Origin of the sequence: Methylobacterium cerastii (assembly GCF_022179125.1) — a bacterium.
Lineage (GTDB): Bacteria > Pseudomonadota > Alphaproteobacteria > Rhizobiales > Beijerinckiaceae > Methylobacterium > Methylobacterium cerastii.
This window is the reverse complement of record NZ_BPQG01000025.1, coordinates 87,329-109,705: the sequence shown is the minus strand read 5'-3', so window position 1 is coordinate 109,705 and position 22,377 is coordinate 87,329. Positions and strand designations below refer to the sequence as shown.

At 70.7% G+C, this 22,377-nt stretch carries 23 protein-coding genes; 14 read left to right on the top strand and 9 right to left on the bottom strand.

Annotated elements, in window-relative coordinates; all coding sequences use genetic code 11:
- Positions 1–7 precede the first annotated feature (7 nt).
- The 7 genes from MFF13_RS09100 to MFF13_RS09070 all read right to left on the bottom strand — a co-directional run bounded on the left by MFF13_RS09100 (position 8) and on the right by MFF13_RS09070 (position 7,752).
- A complete protein-coding gene (locus tag MFF13_RS09100) occupies positions 8–1,441 on the bottom strand; it encodes a DUF2142 domain-containing protein (protein ID WP_147764091.1) in 1,434 nt (477 codons plus the stop codon).
- The gene (locus tag MFF13_RS09095; protein ID WP_147764092.1) at positions 1,438–2,223 is read right to left on the bottom strand and encodes a glycosyltransferase family 2 protein; all 786 of its coding nucleotides are present in this window, start codon (positions 2,221–2,223) and stop codon (positions 1,438–1,440) included. Before MFF13_RS09095 ends, MFF13_RS09100 begins: the two co-directional genes overlap by 4 nt.
- Positions 2,224–2,268: 45 nt before the next feature.
- Positions 2,269–3,228: a glycosyltransferase family 2 protein gene (locus tag MFF13_RS09090; RefSeq protein ID WP_238271968.1), complete on the bottom strand. Its 960-nt coding sequence runs from the start codon at positions 3,226–3,228 to the stop codon at positions 2,269–2,271.
- A complete protein-coding gene (locus MFF13_RS09085; RefSeq protein WP_238271966.1) occupies positions 3,225–4,100 on the bottom strand; it encodes a glycosyltransferase family protein in 876 nt (291 codons plus the stop codon). Before MFF13_RS09085 ends, MFF13_RS09090 begins: the two co-directional genes overlap by 4 nt.
- Positions 4,101–4,233: 133 nt before the next feature.
- Positions 4,234–5,352 (bottom strand): NADH:flavin oxidoreductase/NADH oxidase, encoded by a 1,119-nt coding sequence (locus tag MFF13_RS09080; RefSeq protein WP_147764095.1) that lies wholly within the window; start codon positions 5,350–5,352, stop codon positions 4,234–4,236.
- Positions 5,353–5,481: 129 nt separating this feature from the next.
- Positions 5,482–7,413, bottom strand: a complete 1,932-nt coding sequence (locus tag MFF13_RS09075; RefSeq protein WP_283205817.1) for a propionyl-CoA synthetase — start codon at positions 7,411–7,413, stop codon at positions 5,482–5,484.
- Between the two features lie 156 nt (positions 7,414–7,569).
- Positions 7,570–7,752 carry a YdcH family protein gene (locus tag MFF13_RS09070; protein WP_147751100.1) on the bottom strand — a complete coding sequence of 61 codons (183 nt, stop codon included), beginning with the start codon at positions 7,750–7,752 and terminating at the stop codon, positions 7,570–7,572.
- Between the two features lie 157 nt (positions 7,753–7,909).
- On the opposite strand from MFF13_RS09070, the gene MFF13_RS09065 reads away from it, so the two are divergent.
- From MFF13_RS09065 to MFF13_RS09045, 5 genes are all read left to right on the top strand, one after another.
- Positions 7,910–8,128, top strand: coding sequence for a YdcH family protein (locus MFF13_RS09065; RefSeq protein ID WP_147751101.1), 219 nt, complete (start codon positions 7,910–7,912; stop codon positions 8,126–8,128).
- A 122-nt stretch (positions 8,129–8,250) separates the two neighbouring features.
- Positions 8,251–8,748, top strand: coding sequence for a 5-(carboxyamino)imidazole ribonucleotide mutase (purE, locus tag MFF13_RS09060; RefSeq protein WP_147751102.1), 498 nt, complete (start codon positions 8,251–8,253; stop codon positions 8,746–8,748).
- On the top strand, positions 8,745–9,845 hold the full coding sequence (locus MFF13_RS09055; RefSeq protein WP_147764098.1) for a 5-(carboxyamino)imidazole ribonucleotide synthase: 1,101 nt from the start codon (positions 8,745–8,747) through the stop codon (positions 9,843–9,845). Before purE ends, MFF13_RS09055 begins: the two co-directional genes overlap by 4 nt.
- A 275-nt stretch (positions 9,846–10,120) precedes the next feature.
- On the top strand, positions 10,121–10,990 hold the full coding sequence (locus MFF13_RS09050) for a tetratricopeptide repeat protein (RefSeq protein WP_147764099.1): 870 nt from the start codon (positions 10,121–10,123) through the stop codon (positions 10,988–10,990).
- Positions 10,991–11,164: 174 nt separating this feature from the next.
- Positions 11,165–11,611 (top strand): DUF6894 family protein, encoded by a 447-nt coding sequence (locus MFF13_RS09045; protein ID WP_147764100.1) that lies wholly within the window; start codon positions 11,165–11,167, stop codon positions 11,609–11,611.
- Positions 11,612–11,667: 56 nt separating this feature from the next.
- On the opposite strand, the gene MFF13_RS09040 is transcribed toward MFF13_RS09045, so the two are convergent.
- A complete protein-coding gene (locus tag MFF13_RS09040; RefSeq protein WP_147764101.1) occupies positions 11,668–12,789 on the bottom strand; it encodes an aminotransferase class I/II-fold pyridoxal phosphate-dependent enzyme in 1,122 nt (373 codons plus the stop codon).
- A gap of 86 nt (positions 12,790–12,875) precedes the next feature.
- Between MFF13_RS09040 and MFF13_RS09035 the strand changes: the two genes are divergently transcribed.
- The 4 genes from MFF13_RS09035 to MFF13_RS09020 all read left to right on the top strand — a co-directional run bounded on the left by MFF13_RS09035 (position 12,876) and on the right by MFF13_RS09020 (position 15,999).
- Complete coding sequence (locus MFF13_RS09035; RefSeq protein WP_147764102.1) at positions 12,876–14,144, top strand: adenosylmethionine--8-amino-7-oxononanoate transaminase; 1,269 nt, start codon at positions 12,876–12,878, stop codon at positions 14,142–14,144.
- Positions 14,145–14,265: 121 nt separating this feature from the next.
- Complete coding sequence (locus tag MFF13_RS09030; protein WP_147751108.1) at positions 14,266–14,664, top strand: response regulator; 399 nt, start codon at positions 14,266–14,268, stop codon at positions 14,662–14,664.
- Positions 14,665–14,852: 188 nt separating this feature from the next.
- Positions 14,853–15,530 carry a MarR family winged helix-turn-helix transcriptional regulator gene (locus tag MFF13_RS09025; protein ID WP_373322502.1) on the top strand — a complete coding sequence of 226 codons (678 nt, stop codon included), beginning with the start codon at positions 14,853–14,855 and terminating at the stop codon, positions 15,528–15,530.
- A 55-nt stretch (positions 15,531–15,585) separates the two neighbouring features.
- Positions 15,586–15,999, top strand: a complete 414-nt coding sequence (locus MFF13_RS09020) for a hypothetical protein (protein ID WP_147764103.1) — start codon at positions 15,586–15,588, stop codon at positions 15,997–15,999.
- 42 nt (positions 16,000–16,041) lie between these two features.
- On the opposite strand, the gene MFF13_RS09015 is transcribed toward MFF13_RS09020, so the two are convergent.
- Positions 16,042–16,548, bottom strand: coding sequence for a hypothetical protein (locus tag MFF13_RS09015; protein WP_147764104.1), 507 nt, complete (start codon positions 16,546–16,548; stop codon positions 16,042–16,044).
- Between the two features lie 306 nt (positions 16,549–16,854).
- Here MFF13_RS09015 and MFF13_RS09010 point away from each other — a divergent pair, with 306 nt between their 5' ends.
- From MFF13_RS09010 to MFF13_RS08990, 5 genes are read left to right on the top strand one after another with little or no spacing between them, the layout of a single operon-like run.
- Entirely contained in the window at positions 16,855–18,447 is a 1,593-nt protein-coding gene (locus MFF13_RS09010; RefSeq protein ID WP_246686179.1) for an ABC transporter substrate-binding protein, read from the top strand.
- A 24-nt stretch (positions 18,448–18,471) separates the two neighbouring features.
- A complete protein-coding gene (locus tag MFF13_RS09005) occupies positions 18,472–19,449 on the top strand; it encodes an ABC transporter permease (protein ID WP_147751111.1) in 978 nt (325 codons plus the stop codon).
- A complete protein-coding gene (locus tag MFF13_RS09000; protein WP_238271964.1) occupies positions 19,446–20,381 on the top strand; it encodes an ABC transporter permease in 936 nt (311 codons plus the stop codon). Before MFF13_RS09005 ends, MFF13_RS09000 begins: the two co-directional genes overlap by 4 nt.
- Positions 20,378–21,358: an ABC transporter ATP-binding protein gene (locus MFF13_RS08995; RefSeq protein ID WP_238271963.1), complete on the top strand. Its 981-nt coding sequence runs from the start codon at positions 20,378–20,380 to the stop codon at positions 21,356–21,358. The genes MFF13_RS09000 and MFF13_RS08995 overlap by 4 nt, the downstream gene beginning before the upstream one ends.
- Positions 21,355–22,347, top strand: a complete 993-nt coding sequence (locus tag MFF13_RS08990) for an ABC transporter ATP-binding protein (RefSeq protein ID WP_147829305.1) — start codon at positions 21,355–21,357, stop codon at positions 22,345–22,347. Before MFF13_RS08995 ends, MFF13_RS08990 begins: the two co-directional genes overlap by 4 nt.
- Positions 22,348–22,377 lie beyond the last annotated feature (30 nt).

Genomic DNA, 22,377 nt, shown 5'->3' with positions numbered 1-22,377 from the left:
GCGCCCGTCACAGGGTCGCGAACGGCACAACGGTGAGCCCGATGGCCGCGAGCGCGATCGGCGCGAACCGGAGAACGCGGCGCCTTGATCCGGTCGCGGCGTTCGCCATTGAGAGCGCGAACAGCGGCAGGATCGGCAGCAGGTAGCGCCCCTGCGGACCGTCGACGCGGGGATCGCCGACATTCGTCCAGCTGAGATACTGCGACAGCAGGACGAGCCACAAAGCGAGCCCGGCGGCGAACGCCATCAGCGCGAGCGACGCCCCGCCCTCGCGTCGTCTTCCGGAGCCGGCCGCTGCCGCGGCGAGCGCAGCGATCCACAGCCAGACGACGATTTTGGGCAGGTGGCGATCGTGCCAGCCGAGGATGCCGACCGTGCCCTCGGACAGCATGACCAGGTGCTTCACCGAAAGGAGGAAGCGCGCCGGCACGGTGACGAAGCGGACCGGGTCCGCCGTCAGCACGCGAAGCTGTGCTGCCGGATCGGTGCCCAGGAACGTCGCCGGACGCTCGCCCGGCCAGAGCGGACCCGCCTCGTAGGCCGCGCGCGGCACCGGCGTCGCGATAGTCGCCGTGGCGTACACGGTCCAGAGCGCAGCGGGCAGCACGACCGCCGCGACCAATGCCAGGCGTGGCAGCAGCCCGGCGCCGACCTGCCGCCAGGTCCCACTTGGGAGCGGCAGAAGCAGCATCAGCGCGATCGGCGCGTAGGGCGGCTTCGCCAGCAGGATCAGGGCGACGAGCACGGCCGCGGCGGCGTAGCGCCGTCTGCCCGGCGGCGCACCCGTCTCGACGGTCAGGAGTGCGGCCGCGAGGATCGCGGTGGCGACGATCAGGCCGTCCTGGTTAAACGAGGCGGCGAGCGACAGCGCCATCGGCAGGGCGAGCACGGCGAAGAGCCAGGCCCGCCCGCGCCGCGCCAGCACGAGGGCGCAGGCGCCGACCAGCCCGTAGGCCACGACGTTGAACAGGCGTCCGAGCCGGGCGGAGGCGCGGGCCGACAGGTCGAGGGCGTGGCCGAGCCCGAGACCCGCGGCCGCCGGCCCGTAGAAGACGGGGACGTAGGTGGCGATCGTGTAGAGCGGCGCGAAGGCGCCGGCACCGCCCCAGGGACCGGTGCCGACCGCCGGATCGACCGGCGCCGCCGCGATCCGGGCGTCGGCCGGCTCCCGCGTGCGGGCGAGCGCCTCCCAGACCGGGTCGACGCGCACGCCCGCCGCGATTGCCGCCCGCCCGTCGGGCCGGGTGATCGTCTCGCGATGCCCGACGAGCTGGCCTTGGGCGAGGCTCGCCGCGCGCATGAGGTGAGACGGTTCGTCCGCGACCTCGCCGAGGGGGACGGCGAGCGCGAGCACGAGGCAGAGCGGCATCGCCAGGAGCAGGAACGCGCCGAGCCAGAGACGCAGGTCGGCGGCGCCTATCAGGCCGTCCGGGATTCTCATCGCCGCGGCGTCTCGGCCACCGGTCGCACGCGCGTCCCCTCGGCGGGCGCGAAGAGCGGGTCCTGCCGCAATCCGAGGCGGTGCAGGCGGTAGGCGAAGGCGGTGCGCAACACGCCAAACCCATATACGACGCTGCGCCGGAAGTTGATCGACGAGGCTTCGGCAAAGTACCGCGTCGGGCACGAGATTTCGCCGATGCGGTGGTCGGCGTGCATCGCCAGGGCGAGCATCTGGTTGTCGAACACGAAGTCGTCCGAGCAGCGGTCGAGGGGGATCGTCTCGATCACCTGGCGGCTCCAGGCGCGATAGCCGGAATGATATTCCGACAGCTTCTGGCCCATCAGGATGTTCTGCAGCAGCGTCAGCACGCGGTTCGCCACGTACTTGTAGCGGGGCATCCCGCCTGCCAGCGCGCCCTTGCCGAGGATGCGCGAGGCGAGGACGGCATCGTACTCGCCGGACACGATCATCGAGGCCATCGCGGTGACGAGGCGCGGCGCGTACTGGTAGTCCGGGTGGAGCATGACGACGATGTCGGCGCCCCGCGCCAGCGCCGCCCGGTAGCAGGTCTTCTGGTTGCCGCCGTAGCCGCGGTTGCGCTCGTGCCGGATGGTGTGGATGCCGAGGCTTTCGGCGAGCGCCGCCGTCCGGTCGCGGCTCGCGTCGTCGATCAGGATGATGTCGTCGACGATGTCCTTGGGGATGTCGTCGAACGTCCGCCGCAGGGTCGCCTCGGCGTTGTAGGCCGGGAGGACGACGGCGATCTTCTGTCCGTGAAGCATGAGATCCTTCTGCGATCGGCGCGCGCGGCGTGGGCGTCTTCGAATTCAGGGCGCGCGGCGAAGCCGCACGAGGAGGCCCGGCATCGCGCCGGCGAGCAGCAGGGCGGCGTGGACGACCTGCCCCGCCTCCCGCGGCGAGCGCCGCAGCAGCGCCAACCCGAGCCGTAGCGGAAGCTGGAACGCGAAGGTCGCCCCCGCGAGCTTCAGCGCCGTCGCAAAGCCATGGTGCTTGGCCGCGTAGAGGATGCGGCTGCGCTGGATATAGAACAGGCGCCGCGCCTTCACCTGTCGGGTCGTCCCCTGCCCGTCGTGCCGGACCGTCACCTCGGCGAGGTGGCGGACCGTGAAGCCCGCATCCCAGACGCGGGCGCAGAGGTCGACGTCCTCGTAATAGACGTGGAAGCGCTCGTCGAAGCCGCCGAGCCGTTCGAACAGCGAGCGCCGGATCATCAGGAAAGCGCCCATCACCTGATCGACCGGCCCTGACGCGGCGTGGTCCCACTCCGTCATGAAGTGCGTCGGCACCCGCCCCGGCAGCAGCCGGTCGAGGTGGAGTTCCTGTCCGATCAAGCTTTTCGCGCTCGGGCGCCGCGCACACATCCGCTGCACTTGGCCCACGCCGTCGACCAGCTGCGCGCCGACGACGCCGACGGTCGGGTCTTGCGCAAGCGCGGCCAGCGCCAGCCGCAGGGCGTCCGGCCCGGCCTCGGTGTCGGGATTCAGGAACAGGATCGCCGGCGCCCGGCCAAGCGCGGCACCCTGGTTGCAGGCGCGGCCGAACCCGGCGTTGTCGGGGTTGCGCAGCACGGTGAGCCGAAGGTCCGGCCGCTCCAGCCCGTCGGCGGAGCCGTCGACGGAGGCGTTGTCGACGACGACCACCGCCTTTGCGGGGTCTTCGCCGGCGGCAGCCAGGCTCGCGAGGCAGGCGCGCACCAGGGCGCCGCCGTTCCAGTTGACGATCACGACGTCGATCTCGGCCGGGCCTTGGGCGAGGGGCGCCGTCATGGCGCGTCGGCCGGGCGCCCGAGCCGGCCACGGAAGCCGTCGAGCACCGCTTGCGCGAGCCGCCGCAGCACCGCCGGCCGGTAGCCGCCGTCGCGCCAGTACAGCGCGACCTGAAGCGGGAGGTAGGCGAGCTGGCGCAGCTTCCACGGCAGCGGGATGTGGCGCAGGCGCCAGCCGTAGACGGAGTTGCGGAGATACGTCGCCATACGGAACAGCGGCTGGCGTGGCGTCTCGATGCCGAACGCGCGGATCGTGCCGCCGCCGACGCGGTGGCCGATCGTGGCCTCCCGCGTCATCCAGCACCCATAGCCGGCGCTCCAGGCGCGAAAGCACCATTCGAGCTCGACGCCGTCGATGAAGTAGTCCGCCCGGAACGGCCCGACGGCGCGGAACGCCGCCACGTCGATGAGTGAACCGGAGGTGGCCAGGAATTCCACCGGCAGCAGCGTGCCGACCGCCTCGCGGCCGGGGCGTTGCCGGAACCGCGGGGGCTTGGCGGCGTCGTTCGCCCGCCCCGGCACCGGGCCGACCACCGCGCAAGGACGGTTCTCGGCCAGCAGGCGGTCGCGGGCCCCGGCCAGGGCGGCGACCATGTCCGGGCCGACCTGCGCGTCCTGGTCCAGCAGGAGCACGGCGTCCGCGCCCCCGCGCGCCGCCGCCTCGACGACGGCGTTGAGCGCTGCGGCGACGCCGACATTGGTCTCGGCCGACAGCAGGCGCACGCCGGCCGCCTCGAGCTTCATGCGATCCACCGGTCCGAGGCCGCCGTTGTCGAAGGCGAGGACCGGATGCGAGCTTCCGGCGTAGCGCCGGACGATGTCGTCGACTTGGTCGCGGCTCGGGTGGAACAGGGTCAGGCCGATGGCCAGCATCTCGCACATCCAAGACTGGCCGCGCAGGACGGGCTGCGCAGGACAGGCCGCGGCCGGCCTACGGCCCGAGCCGATACCGGAATCGCGCGCCCGAGGCGAGGCCCGGGCGATCGAGGCTCGGTGCCCAGCGCGATCAGCGCTGTCCGAAGGTCGGGTCCTTGAACAGGTCCTTGTAGGCCCGCGGCTGCGAGCGCCAGTACTGCTTGGGCGCCCGCACGGTCGCGCCGAGCTCGGCCGCCGCGTGCCAGGGCCAGCGCGGATCGTAGAGCATGGCGCGGGCGAGCGAGATCGCGTCCGCCCGGCCCTCGGCCAGGATCGCCTCGGCCTCGGCCGGCTCGGTGATCAGCCCGACGGCCATGGTCGCGAGCCCGGTCTCGGCCCTGATCCGCTCGGCGTAGGGCACCTGGTAGCCCGGCCCGAGCTTGATCGCCTGCTTCGGCGAGACGCCGCCGGTGGAGACGTGGATCGCCGGCGAGCCGGCCTGCTTCAGGCGCTGGGCGAGTTCGACGGTCTCCTCCAGGTCCCAGCCGTCCTCGACCCAGTCGGTGGCCGAGACCCGCATCCATACCGGATGGCCCGCGGGCACCACCGCGCGCACGGCCTCGAACACCTCGAGCGGGAACCGCATCCGGTTTTCCAGGCTGCCGCCGTAGGCGTCGGTGCGCTCGTTGGCGAGCGGCGAGAGGAACTGGTGGAGCAGGTAGCCGTGGGCGCCGTGCAGCTCGAACGCCTCGATTCCGAGCCGAACCGCGCGCTTGGCGGTGGCGACGAAGTCGTCGCGGATGCGCTTGAGGTCCGCCGCGTCGAGGGCGTGGGGCGCCACCTCGCCGTCGCCGTGCGCCAGCGCCGACGGCGCCTCGGTGCGCCATCCGTAGGGATGCTCCGGCGCGATCTGCTGGCCGCCGTCCCACGGCGCCTGGCTCGACGCCTTGCGGCCGGCATGGGCGATCTGGATGCAGACCGGGATCGGCGCGTAGTCGCGGATCGCCGACAGAACCCGGCCCAAGGCCCGCTCGCAGCCGTCGGAATAGAGCCCGAGGTCCCACGCCGTGATGCGCGCCTCGGGCGACACCGCCGTCGCCTCCAGCGTCAGCAGCCCGGCGCCCGACATCGCGAGCTGCCCGAGATGCATCATGTGCCAGTCGGTCGCCTCGCCGTCGCGCGCCGAGTACTGGCACATCGGCGCGATCAGGATGCGGTTCTCCAGCGTCAGGTCGTCGAGCTTGAGCGGTTCGAACAGGCGGGCGGTCATCGGCAACTCCGGGTTGCGGGGGCCCGCGCTGTGTGCCGCACTCTCGAAGCCGACGCCAGTTCGCCGCCTCATGCCGGTCCTCCGCCGAGCTTTGCTCTCGGCTTGCTGCCGCGACGCGGCTTCTGCGCCTCACCCCTCCCCGATCCCCCGCGCCTTCAGGCTTTCGCCGATCTCGTCCAGGACGCCCGCGTCGTCGATGGTCGCCGGCATGGTCCAGGGCTCGTGGTCGGCGATGCGCTTCATCGTGGCGCGCAGGATCTTGCCCGAGCGGGTCTTCGGCAGCCGCTGCACCGTAAGCGCGAGCTTGAAGGCGGCCACGGGGCCGATCTCGTCGCGGACCTTGGCGACCAGCTCGCGCTCGATCTCGGCCGGATCGCGCGCGACCTGCGCCTTGAGCACGACGAAGCCGCAGGGCGCCTCGCCCTTCAGCGCGTCGCGGATGCCGATGACCGCGCATTCGGCGACGTCGGGGTGGGACGACAGCACCGCCTCCATCCCGCCGGTGGAAAGCCGGTGGCCGGCGACGTTGATGATGTCGTCCGTCCGCCCGAGCACGGTGATGTAGCCGTCGGCGTCGATCACGCCCGCATCCGAGGTGTCGTACCAGCCGGGAAAGGTCTCGAGATAGCTCGTGCGCATCCGGGTATCGGAGCCCCACAGGGTCGGCAGGCATCCCGGCGGCAGCGGCAGGCGGATCGCGATGGTGCCCATCGTGCCGGCGGGCACCGGCTTGCCGCCCTCGTCGAGCACCTGCACGTCGTAGCCCGGCATCGGCACGCAGGTGCTGCCGTGCTTGACCGGGAGCAGCCCCAGGCCGACCGGGTTGCCGGCGATCGGCCAGCCGGTCTCGGTCTGCCACCAATGGTCGACCACCGGCCGGTCGAGCACGCGCTCGGCCCAGGCGACCGAAGCCGGGTCCGCGCGCTCGCCGGCCAGGAACAGGGTGCGGAAGCGCGAGAGGTCGTGGCCAGCCACATGGCTGCCTTTCGAATCCTCCTTCTTGATCGCGCGGAGCGCCGTCGGCGCCGTGAACAGGCAGACCGTGCCGGTCTCGGCGACGACCCGCCAGAACGCGCCGGGATCGGGGGTGCCGACCGGCTTGCCCTCGTACAGGACCGTGGTGCAGCCGTGCAGCAGCGGCGCGTAGACGATGTAGGAATGGCCGACCACCCAGCCGATGTCGGAAGCGCAGAAGTAGGTCTCGCCGGGCTGCACGCCGTAGAGGTTGGACATCGACCAGCTGAGCGCGACGAGGTAGCCGCCGGTGTCGCGCACCACGCCCTTGGGCTTGCCGGTGGTGCCGGAGGTGTAGAGCACGTAGAGCGGGTCGGTCGCGGCCATCGGCACGCAGTCCGGCTTCCGCCCCTCGGCCGCCGCGACCGCCTCGGCCCAATCCCGGTCGCGGCCCTCGACGAGGCTCGCGAGGGCTTGCGGGCGCTGAAGGATGAGGCAGGCGGCGGGCTTGTGCCGGGCCGTGGCGAGGGCGGCGTCCAGCAGCGGCTTGTAGGCGACCACCCGGCTCGGCTCGATGCCGCAGGAGGCGGCGAGCACCACCTTCGGCGCCGCGTCCTCGATCCGGACGCTCAGCTCGTTGGCGGCGAACCCGCCGAACACCACCGAGTGCACCGCGCCGATGCGGGCGCAGGCGAGCATGCCGAACAGGGCTTCAGGCACCATCGGCATGTAGAGGATCACCCGGTCGCCCCGGCCGACGCCGAGGTCGGCGAGCACGGCGGCCAGGGCCGAGACCTCGCGCAGGAGGTCCGCATAGGTGATGGCGCGCTTGGTGCCCGTGGCCGGCGAATCGTAGCGGATCGCGACCTGCTCCGCGCGGCCGCCGGCGACGTGCCGATCGACGGCGTTCCAGCAGGCGTTCAGCGCCCCGTCGGGGAACCAGCGACCGTAGGGGCCGGACTTGGGCTTGAAGGCCCGGGTCGGCTCCGTCGTCCAGTCGATCGCCCGCGCCGCGTCGAGCCAGAACCCCTCGGGGTCGCGCATCGCGCGCTCATGCACCGCGGCGTAGCGCGACGGCAGGTCTGGGGAGGGGTCGGCGGTCGGCATGGCGGCTCCTCGGACGGGGCGGCCTCTTCGGGGGCCGCCGCCTGGCAGCGAAGCTAGCAGGATTGCGGGCCGCGCAGGATCGAGCGGCTGCATAAAAAAGCCGCGCCGTGGGGGACGGCGCGGCGGATCTCGGTGTCGTGCTTCGAAACAGGTCCGTCAGTGCAGCGTGTCGACGCCCGCCTGCAGCCGGTTGATCTCGTCCTTCAGGAGAAGTTTGCGCCGCTTCAACTCGGCGATGTGCAGGTCGTCCTCGGACGGCCTCAGCGTCGCCTGGTGGATTTCGCGTTCGAGGGCTTCGTGCTTCCGGGTGAGCTGGCTCAGATGCGTCTGCAGCGACATGAGTCGTGTCTCCTGTCATCGTTCCGACGCGGGGAATCTGGCACATGTCGAGCCGGCTGTCGAAGGCAATCCTCAGCCTATGCCTCACGAATGCTTGCCGCTCGGGCGTGCCTGACGCATGCTCGATTCCGGCACAGGATGGTTTTCGAAGGCGGCGATGGCGGTTGAGTTGGTCCCGGATGCGCAATCCGAACTGGACGTCGAGCTGGCGCGGCTGAAACAGGAGCATCGCGACCTCGACGACGCGATCGATGCCCTCGAGCGCAACGTCGCCGGCGACCAGCTGCAGATCCAGCGCCTGAAGAAGCGCAAGCTGACGCTGCGCGACAGGATCGCCTTCGTCGAGGACCAGATCACCCCCGACATCATCGCCTGATGCCGGTGGATGCCGGTGCGCCTCGCCTTGCCGCGCCGGATCGGCGCCTGTAAGCGGCGAGCTTGCCAGCGGCGAGGACGGGTCGACCGGCCCGCATCGCGAAGGAAATGGGTTTGACGCGGATGGTGCCGTCGCCTGCGGTCGCGATCATCATGGGCAGCCAGTCCGACTGGGCGACCATGCGGAACGCCGCCGACACCCTCGACGCGCTCGGCGTCGCCTACGACGCGCGCATCGTCTCGGCTCATCGCACGCCGGACCGGCTGGTGGCCTTCGCCAAGGGCGCCAAGGCTGCCGGCTTCAAGGTCGTGATCGCGGGCGCGGGCGGCGCGGCGCACCTGCCGGGCATGGCCGCCGCGATGACGAGCCTCCCGGTCTTCGGCGTGCCGGTGGAATCGAAGGCGTTGTCGGGACAGGACAGCCTGCTCTCGATCGTGCAGATGCCGGCCGGCATTCCCGTCGGCACCCTGGCGATCGGCCGGGCCGGCGCGGTGAACGCCGCGCTGCTCGCCGCCGCCGTGCTCGCCCTGTCCGACGACGCGTTGGCCCAGCGCCTGGACGCCTGGCGCGCGGCCCAGACCGCATCCGTCGCCGAACGGCCGGAGACCGAGACCCCGTGACCCCAAAGACCATCGCGCCCGGCGGCACCCTCGGCATCGTCGGCGGCGGCCAGCTCGGCCGCATGATCGCGCTGGCCGCGGCCAACATGGGCCTCAAGGCCCACATCTACTGCCCCGATGCCGACAGCCCGGCCTTCGACGTGGCGGCTAAGACCACCTGCGCCGCCTACGACGACGCGGAGGCGCTGACGCGATTCGCGCAAAGCGTCGACGTGGTGACCTACGAGTTCGAGAACATCCCGCGCGAGACCGCCGACCTGCTCGCGGCCCACGCCGCCCTGCATCCCAGCGCCTCGGCGCTGGCGACGACGCAGGACCGGCTGTCGGAGAAGGACTTCATCAACCGCCTCGGCATCCCGACGGCGCCGTTCCGCGCGGTCGACACCCCGGACGACTTCGCCCGCGCCCTCGACGCGATCGGCCGCCCGGCCGTGCTGAAGACCCGCCGCTTCGGTTACGACGGCAAGGGCCAGCGCATCATCCGGACGGAGGCCGAATCGGACCGCAACGCGATCTTCGCCGAGTTCGGCGGCGCGGCTTTGATCCTCGAAGGCTTCGTCGCGTTCGAGCGGGAAGTCTCGGTGGTCGCGGCGCGGGCCGCCGACGGGAGCTTCGCCGCCTTCGACCTGTGCGAGAACGAGCACCGCGACCACATCCTCGCCGTCACCCGCGTGCCGGCGCCGGGCATCGCACCCGAGACGGCGCAGGCCGCCCTCGGCATCGCCCGGACGATCGCCGACGCCCTCGACTACGTCGGGGTGCTCGCCGTCGAGATGTTCCTGGTGCGCGAGGCCGACGGCGCCGAGCGCCTCGTCGTGAACGAGATCGCGCCGCGGGTGCACAATTCCGGGCACTGGACGATCGAGGGCGCGACCACCTCGCAGTTCGCCCAGCACGTGCGCGCGGTCTGCGGCTGGCCGCTGGGCGATCCGTCCCGCCCGGGCGGATTGAAGGCCGAGATGCGCAACCTCATCGGCGACGAGGTGGAAGGCTGGCGATCGGTGCTGGCCGAGCCCGGCGCGCACCTCCACCTCTACGGCAAGGGCGAGGCCCGGCCCGGCCGCAAGATGGGCCACGTCACCCGCCTCAAGCCCTGAACTCCGATGCATCCGCACCACAGCGGATGACTCGCGTGCCCCCCGCTTCGACGTTCGCGACGACTTTTCGCGTCGAGCCATACGTTCGCCACATCGGCCCGCATCAACGGGATCGTCGCCCGCGCTTAATCGGGCGTTCACCGCGATGCGCGAACGTGCCGGGGCCAACGCAACCGGATCGGACCGGCCGCGCGCCGGCCGCGCCGCTTGGGGTGCGTGGATCAGAGATTCGGGCGTGCTGAAGGCTTGAGCACCGTGCCGAGGGGAATGGGGCGATGACGTCAGACAGCGTGCGGTTACAACGGGCCCTGCTCGGCCTCGCGGCGCTCGCGAGCGTGGGGCTCGCCGGCTGCGAGACCGTGGGAAGCGCTGCCGGCTCGCGGCAATTCGCCGTGCTGGAGGCGGACACCACGGGCGCGACCAACGTCAACATCGCTTCGCTGACCGAGGTGGTGCAGCGTAACCCCAACGACGCCGCCGCCTACAACACCCGTGGCGCGGCCTACGCCCGCGCGGGCCAGTTCAACGACGCGATCGGCGACTTCACCAAGGCGGTGCAGATCGACCCGAATTCGGGCTCGGCCTACAACAACCGCGCGCTGGCCTATCGCCAGACCGGCCGCAACGACGCCGCGCTGCAGGATTTCACCAAGGCGATCGCCTCCGACCCGAATTACGGCCCGGCCTATATCGGCCGCGCCAACGTGCTGCGCGCCCAGGGCGACCTCGAAGGCGCGATGCGCGACCTCAACGTCGCGATCCGCCTGATGCCCGAATCGGCCGAGGCGTATCACGCCCGTGGCCTGGTCCGGCAGAAGCAGGGCCAGGACATCGCCGCCATCGGCGACTTCGACGCCGCGATCGACCGCAACCCCTTCGTCAGCGCGCCCTACGCCGCCCGCGGCCAGAGCCTGATCGCCACGAACAAATACGACAAGGCGATCGAGGACTACAACGCCGCGCTCAACGTCGACAACAAGGACGCGACCTCCTGGGCCTATCGCGGCCTCGCCTACGAGAAGTCGAACCGGAAGAAGGAGGCGATGGAGAACTACCAGCGCGCCTCGACCATCGACCCGAACAACCCGATCGCGCGCCAGGGCCTCGGCCGCGTGCAGGGCGGCGTCGGCTCGCTGTTCAACTGAGCTTCCGCCGCACGTTCCTGCGATCGACGCCGCGCGAGAGCGCGGCGTTTTTCGTTGCAAGGCCGCGACGGCGCGCATCGTATGCTTTATGCACGTGCGCGCAAACCACCTGTGTTAGCGGCTGCGAAAACAAACCGGATGCGCTGGGTCGCGAAATCTGTCACACTTTCGCAAATGCCGTACTTTTACTGCCATCTTCATGGACCGGGCGGTTTCGAGCGCGACGAGATCGGACTGGAGTTCAGCGGCCTCGATGCGGTCTACCTCGACGTCTGCCGCGCCATCCTCGACATCTCGGCGGACCTCGCACGCTCCGGCTACGACCCGATGCCCTACGCGTTCGAGATCGTGGACGCGGGCGGCGCGCTGCTGATGGACGTGCCGTTCCGGGAGATGCTGAACAAGGCTCCGCGCAACGGCCGGTACCGCCCTCCCGTCTCTCAGGCGGGGCAGCGCGCCGAGATGCTGCGGGCGACGCTCCTGAAGGCCGCGGTCTCCGAATCGATCGACCGCCTCGGGGAGACGATCAGGATGTCGCGCCAGATCGTGGCGCGCTCGCGCGCCAGCGCCGCAGACGACCCGTGGGGCGCCCCGCCGCGACAGGCCGCCCTCGCGTCCTAGTGCATGTTCTTCACGCGAGCCGGCATCCACCTCGCTCGAAAATGCTCTCGCTCCGGTCAGGCCGGCCGCAGGGCGAGGATGGCGTCGGCCAGCGCGTCGACCTGCGCCGCGTCATGCGCCGCCGAGAACGCCACCCGCAGCCGCGCGGTGCCGTCGGGCACGGTCGGCGGCCGGATCGCCACGACGAGGAAACCGCGCGCTTCGAGCGCCGCGGAGAGCGCCAGCGCATCCTGCGCCGCGCCGACCATCACCGGCACCACCGCGCTCTCGGCCTCCGGCAGCCCGAGGCGTGCGGTGAAGCGGCGGGCGAGCGCCAGGGGTTTCGCGCCGCGCTCGGGCTCCACCTCGAGGATCGCCAGGGCTTCGAGGGCGGCCGCCGCGGAGGCCGGCGGTAGCCCGGTGGTGTAGACGAAGCTGCGGGCGCGGCTCGTCAGCAGGTCGACCACGGCCTGCGAGGCGCAGAGATAGCCGCCGTAGGAGCCGAGCGACTTCGACAGGGTGCCCATCTCCAAGGGCGCTTTCGGACCGCCCTCGACCACGCCGAGCCCGTGCGCGTCGTCCACCAGGGTCCAGGCGTCATGAGCCTCGGCCACCCCCAGGATGTCGCCGAGCGGCGCACGGTCGCCGTCCATGCTGAACACCCGCTCGGTGAGGATCATCGCCCGGCGATGGCGCGCGCGATGCTCGGCGAGCAGCCGGCCGAGGTCGGCGACGTCGTTGTGGCGGAACGTCAGGGTCGTCGCCCCCGAGATCCGCGCGCCGCCCCACATGCAGGCGTGGGCGAGCGCGTCGACGAGGATGAGGTCGCCCGCGCCGACCAGCGCCGGGGTGATGCCAAGGTTGGCGAGGTAGCCGCTGCCGAAAACCAGGGCGGCCTCGGTGCCCTTGTGCGCGGCGAGCCGGGCCTCGATGGCGATCAGCAGCGGATGGTTGCCGGTCACCAGGCGCGATCCGCCGGCGCCGGCGCCGTAGGCGGCGACGGCCTGCTGCGCCGCCGCGACCACCCGCGGGTCGTGGCTCAGGCCGAGGTAGTCGTTGCACGAGAACGAGACCAGGCGGCGCGCGCCGCGTTCCGCCATCGCGTCGACGGCGCGGGTCGTCGGCACGAGGCGGCGGCGCAGCGCGGCAGCGTCCAGGCCGGAGAGCTTGTCGCGGGCGAAGGATTCGAGGCTCGACATGCGGCCTCAAAGCGCCGCGGGGCCGCCGTGAGTCAAGTCGCGCGCGGAGGTTGACCGGCGCGCCGCGGGCCAGCATCGATCGGCGCATGGCGACGGACGATCCGAGCGCCGCCCACCTGTGGCGGCCCTACACCCAGATGAAGCAAGCGGCGCCGCCGCTGGAGGCGGTGCGCACGCACGGGTCGCGCATCGTGCTCGCAAACGGGCGCGAGCTCGTCGACGGCATCGCCTCATGGTGGACGGCGGTGCACGGCTACAATCATTCCCACATCGCCGCCGCGGTGGCTGGACAGCTCGGCACCATGCCGCACGTGATGTTCGGCGGCCTGACGCACGCTCCGGCCGAGCGGCTGGCGAGCCGGCTCGCCGCCCTCCTGCCCGGCGATTTGAACCACGTGTTCTTCACCGATTCCGGTTCGGTCGCGGTCGAGGTGGCGTTGAAGATGGCGGTGCAGCTCTGGCTGAACCGCGGCGAGGCCGGGCGCACCCGCATCCTCGCGTTCCGCGGCGGCTACCACGGCGACACCATGGGCGCGATGTCGGTCTGCGACCCCGAGGAGGGCATGCATCGCCGCTTCGGCGCCTTCCTGCCGAGCCAGGTCTTCTGTGACCTGCCGCGGACCGAAGCGGAGACGGCCGCCCTCGACGGCGTCTTGGCGCGCCACCGCACCGAGCTCGCCGCGGTGATCGTCGAGCCGCTGGTGCAGGGTGCCGGCGGCATGCGGATGCATCCGCCCGAGGTGCTGGCGACGATCGCGCGCCTCGCGCGCCGGCACGGCCTGCCGCTGATCCTCGACGAGATCTTCACCGGTTTCGGCCGCACCGGCACGCTGTTCGCCTGCGAGCAGGCCGGCATCGTGCCCGACATCCTGTGCCTGTCGAAGGCGCTGACCGGTGGGACGATGGCGCTCGCCGCCACGGTCGCGACGCACGCGGTGTTCTCCGGGTTCTGGTCGGACGACGCGAGCGCCGCGCTGATGCACGGACCGACCTTCATGGCCAACCCGCTGGCCTGCGCGGCCGCCAACGCCAGCCTCGACCTGTTCGCCAGCGAGCCGCGGCTGGAGCAGGCCCAAGCGATCGGCGCCCGCCTCGCCGACGGCCTCGAAGCGTTGCGCGGGCGGCCGGGCATCGCCGAGGTGCGCACGCTCGGCGCGATCGGCGCCGTCCAGTTCACCCGGCCGCCGGACCTCGGCGCCCTCAAGGCGCGCTTCGTGGAGCGCGGCGTCTGGGTCCGCCCGTTCGGCGACATCGTCTACCTGACGCCGGCCCTGACCATCGAACGCGGCGACCTCGACCAGCTGATCGAGGCCGTGGTCGCGGTCGCCGGATCGGTCGGGACGACGGCCGGCTGACGACCTGTCGGCAACCCCCGATTCGCACTGCAACCGGAACGCCCTTCTGCCGTTGGACATCGAGAACGACGGTGCGGCGGGGGGCGCGTCCCGGCCGCGCCTCCGGACCGAAACGCTGGAGATGCACATCGTGACGAGCGAGCAGACGAGTCCCCAGGAAGACCGGCCCGTGATCCTGCTCGTCGAGGACGAGGCGCTGACCATCATGGACCTCGGCGACGTGCTCGAGGGGGGCGGCTACGAGACGGTGCAATGCGCCTCGGCCGAGCGGGCGATGAGCATCCTGCAAGCGCGGCCGGACATCTGCGGCCTCGTCACCGACGTGGAGCTGTCCGGCAAGGCCAACGGCTTCGACCTCGCCAGCTCGGTCGCCGAGGCACGGCCCAAGCTGCCGATCCTCATCGTCTCGGGCCGCGCCGCGCCGGACCCGGCGCGGATGCCGGAGGGCGCGCACTTCATCGCCCGCCCGTGCAGCGGCGAGGACATCCTCGACCAGCTCCGCCGCCTGATGCCCTGCTGAGCGGGGGATCGCCGCCGCCACCGTCATCCCAGCTTCACACGCCCGAGGCACAGCCGACCGAGAACGATGTCGGCCCCCGCGCGGGGCCGGACTTTCGGCGTGTTCGGTCGTGTTGTGCGGGGTATGGGATGTCAGCGGCGGATGAGATACCGGCAGCCGCGCCGGTCATCGACAACCCGGGACTGCCCGTGAACGGCAAGGCGAAGAACCGGAAGGACGAGCGGCACGCCGCCGACGCGCCGCGAGCCAAGCGGAAGGGCCGCCCCAGCGAGGTGGCGCCCATCGTCGAGGCTTCCGCCGTCGATGCGCCGAGCGCGAAAACTGCGGAGACCAAGCGCGTCGGAGCCAAGCCGCCGGGCGCCAAGAGCGTCGGGTGGGCGCTTGTCCAGGCCGCGCGGCTGCATCGGGCTCGAATCGGCGACCGGCTCGCGACCCTCGATCTCTTCGCCGGCCAGGAGCAGGTGGTGCAGGTGCTGGCGGCGTCGGGCACCATGACGATGGGCGACCTCGCGGCCACGTTGCGCGTGCGTCCGCCGACCGCATCGAAGACGATCTCGCGGCTGGCCGCCCTCGGCTTCGTGGAGCGCCGGGCGGAAGCCGGAGACGGGCGCATCGTTCGCGTGCGCCTCACCGAGGCAGGGCTGGCCAAGGCCGAGGCGATCGAGGGCATCTGGGACGCCGTCGAGGCGGAATTGCTCTCCGGCTTCGACGGCAAGGAGCGCCGCCGCCTGCGCAAGCTGTTGCGCAAGGCCGCCAAGGGCCTCGCCGAGGCCGGCGGCCTCACCGGGCACGAGACCGAGGCGGATGCCGAAATCGAGGCCGACGAGGACGAGACCGAGCCCCTGGTCGTCGCGCCCGCGCACTGACGCCGAGAATTTCGAGACCGTTGGACAACGGGAGCGCGGCCGGTACGCTGCCGGAATGCGCACGCCCCTCGCCATCGGCCTCGCAACCGCGGCACTGCTCGCCGGACCCGGCATCGCCGAGACGACTCCGGTCGCCGATACCATGCCGAAGCGGGTCGGCGCGTGCGCCACGACGGTCATCACCGCGATCGGGACGCGCTTCGGCGACACGCTCGTGCGGCCGAAGAGCAAGGACGCCGACGACGGCACCGGCGTGGTGCTCAAGAACGGCGTCTACGGCGTGTCCTATCAATTCGTCCCCGAGGTCGCGAACGCCCGCGTCGGCGACCCGGTCAGAACCTGCCTGGTCTCGGTTCCGAAGGGATGCCCCGAGGGCGACGACCGAGGAAAGGTCTACACGACGACCAACCTGCGCACGCAGGAATCCTGGACGCTCGCCGATTCACAGCACCTCTGCGGCGGCGCCTGACCGGACCAGCCGCGAAGGCTTGTCCCGTCGGGCGCTGTCGGCCTACCGGCCGAGCGGCTGGATGCTCTCAGCGATCGCCTTGAGCTGCGAGGCGTACTTCTTCTCGCCGGCGGGCGATCCCCAATACGACAGCATGCCGACCTTGGTCTCGGACAGGATGATGATCGACAGGCTCACCTTGGTCGGGCCGTCCTTGTCGACGCCGTCCCAGCCGAGGTCGACCACGTCGAAGCCGTTGACCTTGGCCTCGGTCTTCTTCTGCGACTTCGGATCGATCTTCACGCCGCTCTCGGCGAAGAACTTCACTCCCTCGACGATGGCGTTCTCGAGGTTCTTCAGGTTCTGGACCTCGAAGGCGACGTAGATAGAAGCATCCGGCGACGTCGCCTGGGCGCCCTTGTCGATCTCCTCAGGTGACCACGCATTCGGCAGGTCGATGGTCACGATCGGCTTGGCATCAGGTAGCTCGAACGGCTTGGCGAGCGCACCCGATGTTGTGCCGACCAACAGACCGGCGACGACCGCCGTCATCAAAACGATGTTCTTCAAGACAACCTCCACCGTCGCCGAAGACGGCGCTCGGAATACAGCCCTGACCGACGTCGCGCGAGGAGTCGAGACCGGTTCCGAGGTCATGCACGGATCGTGCGCTCGCGCCGTCACGGAATCGGCGCACCCGGTGGCACGAGTCCCGCATAGGGGGTTGCGATCCCTGCATACGCCGTCGACGACGGCGCGCGGATGACGGATCACCCGGAATGATACGACGGACGGTTGACCCGGCTCTATTTTCCTAGGCATCCAGAGTGGGTCGATCCTGCCGATGCCCATCGCTTGAGGGAGTTGCGTTTGTCGATTTCACGGATCCGGACGTTGGCGGCGGCCACCAGCCTCGCCATCGCGCTCGGGATGGCGCCGGCTCAGGCCGCGAACGTCTTCCGCTTCGCCTTCCAAGGCGACATCAAGTCCTTGGACCCGTATTCGCTGAAGGAAAGCTTCACGATCGGCATGCACGCCGCGGTCTACGACGCGCTGATCACCCGCGACAAAGACCTGAACCTCGCCCCCGGCCTGGCCGAATCCTGGGAGACGCCGGAGCCGACGCGCTGGCGCTTCCACCTGCGCAAGAACGTGAAATTTCACGACGGCTCGCCCTTCACCGCCGACGACGTGCTGTTCTCCGCCGACCGGGTGCGCGCTTCGGGATCGAGCTTCACCACCAACATCCCCTCGGACGCCAAGTTCGTGAAGGTCGACGACCACACCGTCGACATGGTGCTGTCGAAGCCGAACCCGATCGCGCTGTACCAGTTCTCGACCTGGTACATCATGTCGAAGGCTTGGGCGGAGAAGAACGGCGCCGTCGCGCCCTCCCCCGTCAGCGCGTCGGCCCCGAGCTATGCGACCCTGCACGAGAACGGCACCGGCCCGTTCGTGATCACCGAGCATCAGCCCGGCGTCCGCACGGTGTTCAAGAAGTTCCCCGGCTACTGGGGCAAGGTCGAGTCGAACCTCGACGAGGCGGTGTTCACGACCATCTCGAACGACGCGACCCGCGTCGCGGCACTGATCGGCGGCGAGGTCGACTGGATCGACCCGGTGCCGCTGCAGGACCAGCAGCGCGTCAACGCCAGCGGCACCGCCACGGTGATGACCGGGCCAGAGCTGCGCACGATCTTCCTCGGGATGGATCAGGTCCGAGACGAGCTTAAGGATTCGAGCGTCAAGGGCAAGAACCCGTTCAAGGACGTGCGCGTGCGCGAGGCGATGTACCTCGCCATCGACGAGGACACGATCGCCAAGCGCGTCATGCGCGGGCAGGCGACGCCGAGCGCGCTGATGATCGCGCCCTCGCTCTACGCCCGCTCGGCCGAGTTCAAGCGCCCGGCGACCGACGCCAAGAAGGCCAAGGCGCTGCTCGCCGAGGCGGGCTACCCGGACGGCTTCACCGTGCCGATGGATTGCCCGAACGACCGCTACGTCAACGACGAGGCGATCTGCCAGGCGGTGGTCTCGATGCTCGCCCGCGTCGGCGTCAAGGTGAACCTCAACGCCCAGCCGAAGGCCAAGTACTTCGCCAAGGTTTTGGCGCCGAACTACGACACCTCGTTCTACCTGCTGGGCTGGACGCCCTCCTCGCAGGACAGCCACAACATCCTCTACGAGATGGTCGGCTGCCGTACCGATCCGAAGTCGAGCCGCGGCGGCTGGAACCTCGGCGGCTACTGCAACACCAAGCTCGACGCCATCGCCGACCAGGTCGAGGGCGAGACCGACCCGGCCAAGCGCGACCAGGAGATCATGGACGGCTTCGAGATCCTGCAGAAGGATTGGGCCGTGATCCCGCTGCACCAGCAGGCCTTGGCCTGGGGCGTCTCGAAGAAGGTGACGCTGACCCAGCGGCCCGACAACCTGCTGCTGCTCTACTGGGTATCGAAGCAGCCGTGAGGCGGGGCGTGGAGGGTTGAACCCATGCTAGCCTTCATCCTCCGCCGCCTTCTGCAATCGGTCGTGGTGCTCGCCGTCGTCGGGCTGATCGCCTTCTCGATGTTCCGGTTCGCGGGCGACCCCGTGAACCAGATCGTCGGCGTCGACACGCCGGTCTCCGAGCGCACCGAGATTCGCAAGAGCCTCGGCCTCGACGATTCCACGGCGGTGCAGGCGGCCCGCTACGCCGCCAACGTGCTGCGGGGCGATTTCGGGATCTCGTACCAGTTCCGCCAGCCGGTCTCGCACCTGCTGGCGGAGCGGATGCCCGCGACCCTCGAGCTGGCTTTGTGCGCGACGGTCTTCGCGCTCGTCGTCGGCATCCTCATGGGCGTCTACTGCGCGCTCCACCGCGAGACGGTGCTGGCCAAGCTGTTCCTCGCGGTCTCGCTCGCGGGCGTCAGCCTGCCGACCTTCCTGATCGGCATCCTGCTGATCTTCCTGTTCTCGGTGACGCTCGGCTGGCTCCCTTCCTTCGGTCGCGGCGACACGGTGCGGCTCGGCTGGTGGACCACCGGCTTCCTGACGGTCTCGGGGCTTCGCGCCCTGATCCTGCCCGCGATCACCCTGGGGCTGTTCCAGATGACCCTGATCATGCGCCTCGTCCGCGCCGAGATGCTGGAGGTGCTGCGCGCCGACTACATCCGCTTCGCCCGCGCCCGCGGCCTCACCACCCGCGCGATCCATTTCGGGCACGCGCTGAAGAACACGCTGGTCCCGGTCATCACCATCGCCGGGCTGCAGCTCGGTTCGGTGATCGCCTTCTCGATCATCACCGAGACGGTGTTCCAGTGGCCGGGCATGGGGCTGCTGTTCGTGCAGGCGGTGCAGAACGTCGACATCCCGATCATGGCCGCCTACCTGCTGCTCGTTGCGGCGATCTTCGTGGCGATCAACCTCGCCGTCGACGTGCTCTACACCATCGTCGACCCGCGCCTGCGACTTGCGGGGCGCACCGCATGAGCCTCGCTTCCGCGACGCCGCCTTCGCGCTGGGCCAAGTTCCTCGATTCCGACGTGTTCGCGAGCTTCCGCCGCTCGAAGCTCGCGATGGCGGCGCTCGCCGTCACGGTGCTGTTCTTCGCGCTCGCCATCGCCGCCCCGTGGATCTCGCCGCAGAACCCCTACGATCCAGCGCAACTCGACCTGATCAACTCCAACCTTCCGCCGATCTGGAGTCCCGACGGCCAATCCCCGTTCCTCGTGGGCACCGACGACCAGGGGCGCGACGTCCTCTCGGCGGTGTTCTACGGCTTGCGCCTCTCGCTCGTCGTCGGCCTGCTCGGCGTCCTCGTCTCGGGCACCCTCGGCGCCGCGCTCGGGCTGATCGCGGGCTATTTCGGCGGATTCGTCGACACGCTCATCATGCGCGTCGCCGACGTGCAGCTCACCTTCCCGGCAATCCTGATCGCCCTCGTCGTCGACGGCGTCGCCAAGGCCGCGGCCGGCGGCGGGCTCGACACCAACGCGACGATCGGGCTGATCGTGGTCTCGATCGGACTGTCGTTCTGGGTCCAGTACGCCCGCACCGTGCGCTCCTCGGTGTTGGTCGAGAAGAACAAGGACTACGTCCAGGCCGGGCGCCTGATCGGCCTGTCCTCGCCGGTGATCATGGTCCGCCACGTCCTGCCGAACGTGCTCGGGCCGGTCTTCGTCATCGCCACGATCAACCTCGCGCTGGCGATCATCACCGAGGCGACCCTGTCGTTCCTCGGCACCGGCCTCCCCGAGACCATGCCGTCGCTCGGCACCCTGATCCGCACCGGCAACCGCTTCCTGTTCTCCGGCGAGTGGTGGATCGTCGCCTTCCCCGGCCTGGCGCTCGCCGGGCTGGTGCTGGCGATCAACCTGCTCGGCGACTGGCTCCGCGACGCGCTGAACCCGAAGCTGCAATGACAGAGCCAGTCCTCTCCGTCCGCGACCTGCGCGTCGAGTTCGCGACGCGCCGCGGCGTCCTCAAGGCGATCGACGGCGTGTCCTTCGACATCGCGCGGGGCGAAATCTTGGGCGTCGTCGGCGAGTCCGGCGCCGGGAAATCCGTCACCGGCGCTGCGGTGATCGGGTTGATCGACCCGCCCGGCCGGATCGCCGGCGGCGAGATCCGGCTCGGGGGCGAGCGCATCGACAACCTGCCGCCGGAAAAGATGCGGCGCATCCGCGGCCGGCGCATCGGCATGATCTTCCAGGACCCGCTGACGAGCCTCAACCCGCTCTACCGCATCGGCCGCCAGATCATCGAGACCGTGCAGACCCATACCGACCTCTCGGCCAAGGCCGCGCGGACGCGGGCGATCGACCTCCTCGCCGAGGTCGGCATCCCGGCGCCCGAGCGGCGGATCGACGGCTACCCGCACGAGTTCTCCGGCGGCATGCGCCAGCGCGTGGTGATCGCGCTCGCGCTCGCGGCCGAGCCCGAACTGATCATCGCCGACGAGCCCACGACGGCGCTCGACGTCTCGGTGCAGGCGCAGATCATCACCCTGCTCAAGCGCCTCGGCCGCGACCACGGCACCGCGGTGATGCTGGTGACCCACGACATGGGCGTGATCGCGGAGGCTGCCGACCGCGTCGCGGTGATGTATTCGGGTCGCGTCGCCGAGATCGGCCCGGTCCGCGCCGTCGTCGGCGACCCGCTCCACCCCTATGCCAAGGGCCTGATGGGCGCGATCCCGACGCTGACCCAGGACACCGGGCGCCTCGCCCAGATCCCGGGCGCGATGCCGCGCCTGACGGCGATTCCCCCCGGCTGCGCCTTCAACCCGCGCTGCCCGAAGGTCTTCGTCCGCTGCCGCGTGGAGCGGCCCGACCCGATCCCGGTCGGCGAGCACCGCGTCGCCTGCCATCTCTACGATCGCGCCGAGGTGGCGGCATGAGCGGGCCCACCCCTTACGTCGAGGTCGAGGGCCTGCGGCGGCTGTTCGACGTCTCGAAGCCCTGGCTCAACCGGATGATCGAACGGAAGCCGAAGCAGTGGCTGAAGGCGGTCGACGGCGTCGGCTTCACGATCCAGCGCGGCGAGACCTTCGCCCTCGTCGGCGAATCCGGCTCCGGCAAGTCGACCGTGGCGCGGATGGTGGTCGGGCTGCTGCCGCCGAGCGCGGGCGACGTGCGCATCACCGGCGTCTCGATGACCGATCCGGCGCAAGGCGCGGCCCGCCGCCAGCTGCGACGGCGCATCCAGATGGTGTTCCAGGACCCCTACGCCTCGATGAACCCGCGCTGGCGGGTGGGCAAGATCGTCGCCGAGCCGATCCGCGCCTTCGACCTGATCCAGGGCGAGGCGGCCATCGCCGCCCGCGTCGGCGAATTGCTCACCCTCGTCGGCCTGCATCCCGACGACCGGGTGAAGTACCCGCACGAATTCTCCGGCGGCCAGCGCCAGCGCGTCGCCATCGCCCGCGCGCTCGCCTCGGAGGCCGAGTTCCTCGTCGGCGACGAGCCGACCTCGGCCCTCGACGTCTCGGTGCAGGCGCAGATCCTGAACCTGATGCGCGACCTGCAGGACCGGCTCGGGCTGACCTACCTGTTCATCAGCCACAACCTCGCCGTGGTGCGCCACATGGCGACGCGCATCGGCGTGATGTATCTCGGCCGCGTGGTCGAGATCGGCGGCGGGCGCGAGCTGTTCACGCGCCCCAAGCACCCCTACACGCGGATGCTGCTCGACGCGGTGCCCGATATCGGCCTCACCGGGCGGCAGCGCACGCCGGTCTCCGGCGAGATCCCCAACCCGATCGACCCGCCGCCGGGTTGCAGCTTCAACCCGCGCTGCCCCTTCGCCAACGACCGCTGCCGCGCCGAAGTGCCGGCGCTGATCGAGGGCGTCGCCTGCCACGCCTATCAGGAACGCCGGCTGACCTGAGCGCCTACATGCCGTGCTGCCCCTTGCCAT

Coding starts and splice junctions, on each gene's coding strand:
- MFF13_RS09100 (WP_147764091.1), bottom strand. CDS start 1,441: ATGAGAATCCCGGACGGCCTGATAGGCGCCGCCGACCTGCGTCTCTGG.
- MFF13_RS09095 (WP_147764092.1), bottom strand. CDS start 2,223: ATGCTTCACGGACAGAAGATCGCCGTCGTCCTCCCGGCCTACAACGCC.
- MFF13_RS09090 (WP_238271968.1), bottom strand. CDS start 3,228: ATGACGGCGCCCCTCGCCCAAGGCCCGGCCGAGATCGACGTCGTGATC.
- MFF13_RS09085 (WP_238271966.1), bottom strand. CDS start 4,100: ATGCTGGCCATCGGCCTGACCCTGTTCCACCCGAGCCGCGACCAAGTC.
- MFF13_RS09080 (WP_147764095.1), bottom strand. CDS start 5,352: ATGACCGCCCGCCTGTTCGAACCGCTCAAGCTCGACGACCTGACGCTG.
- MFF13_RS09075 (WP_283205817.1), bottom strand. CDS start 7,413: ATGCCGACCGCCGACCCCTCCCCAGACCTGCCGTCGCGCTACGCCGCG.
- MFF13_RS09070 (WP_147751100.1), bottom strand. CDS start 7,752: ATGTCGCTGCAGACGCATCTGAGCCAGCTCACCCGGAAGCACGAAGCC.
- MFF13_RS09065 (WP_147751101.1), top strand. CDS start 7,910: ATGGCGGTTGAGTTGGTCCCGGATGCGCAATCCGAACTGGACGTCGAG.
- purE (WP_147751102.1), top strand. CDS start 8,251: ATGGTGCCGTCGCCTGCGGTCGCGATCATCATGGGCAGCCAGTCCGAC.
- MFF13_RS09050 (WP_147764099.1), top strand. CDS start 10,121: ATGACGTCAGACAGCGTGCGGTTACAACGGGCCCTGCTCGGCCTCGCG.
- MFF13_RS09045 (WP_147764100.1), top strand. CDS start 11,165: ATGCCGTACTTTTACTGCCATCTTCATGGACCGGGCGGTTTCGAGCGC.
- MFF13_RS09040 (WP_147764101.1), bottom strand. CDS start 12,789: ATGTCGAGCCTCGAATCCTTCGCCCGCGACAAGCTCTCCGGCCTGGAC.
- MFF13_RS09035 (WP_147764102.1), top strand. CDS start 12,876: ATGGCGACGGACGATCCGAGCGCCGCCCACCTGTGGCGGCCCTACACC.
- MFF13_RS09030 (WP_147751108.1), top strand. CDS start 14,266: ATGCACATCGTGACGAGCGAGCAGACGAGTCCCCAGGAAGACCGGCCC.
- MFF13_RS09020 (WP_147764103.1), top strand. CDS start 15,586: ATGCGCACGCCCCTCGCCATCGGCCTCGCAACCGCGGCACTGCTCGCC.
- MFF13_RS09005 (WP_147751111.1), top strand. CDS start 18,472: ATGCTAGCCTTCATCCTCCGCCGCCTTCTGCAATCGGTCGTGGTGCTC.
- MFF13_RS09000 (WP_238271964.1), top strand. CDS start 19,446: ATGAGCCTCGCTTCCGCGACGCCGCCTTCGCGCTGGGCCAAGTTCCTC.
- MFF13_RS08995 (WP_238271963.1), top strand. CDS start 20,378: ATGACAGAGCCAGTCCTCTCCGTCCGCGACCTGCGCGTCGAGTTCGCG.
- MFF13_RS08990 (WP_147829305.1), top strand. CDS start 21,355: ATGAGCGGGCCCACCCCTTACGTCGAGGTCGAGGGCCTGCGGCGGCTG.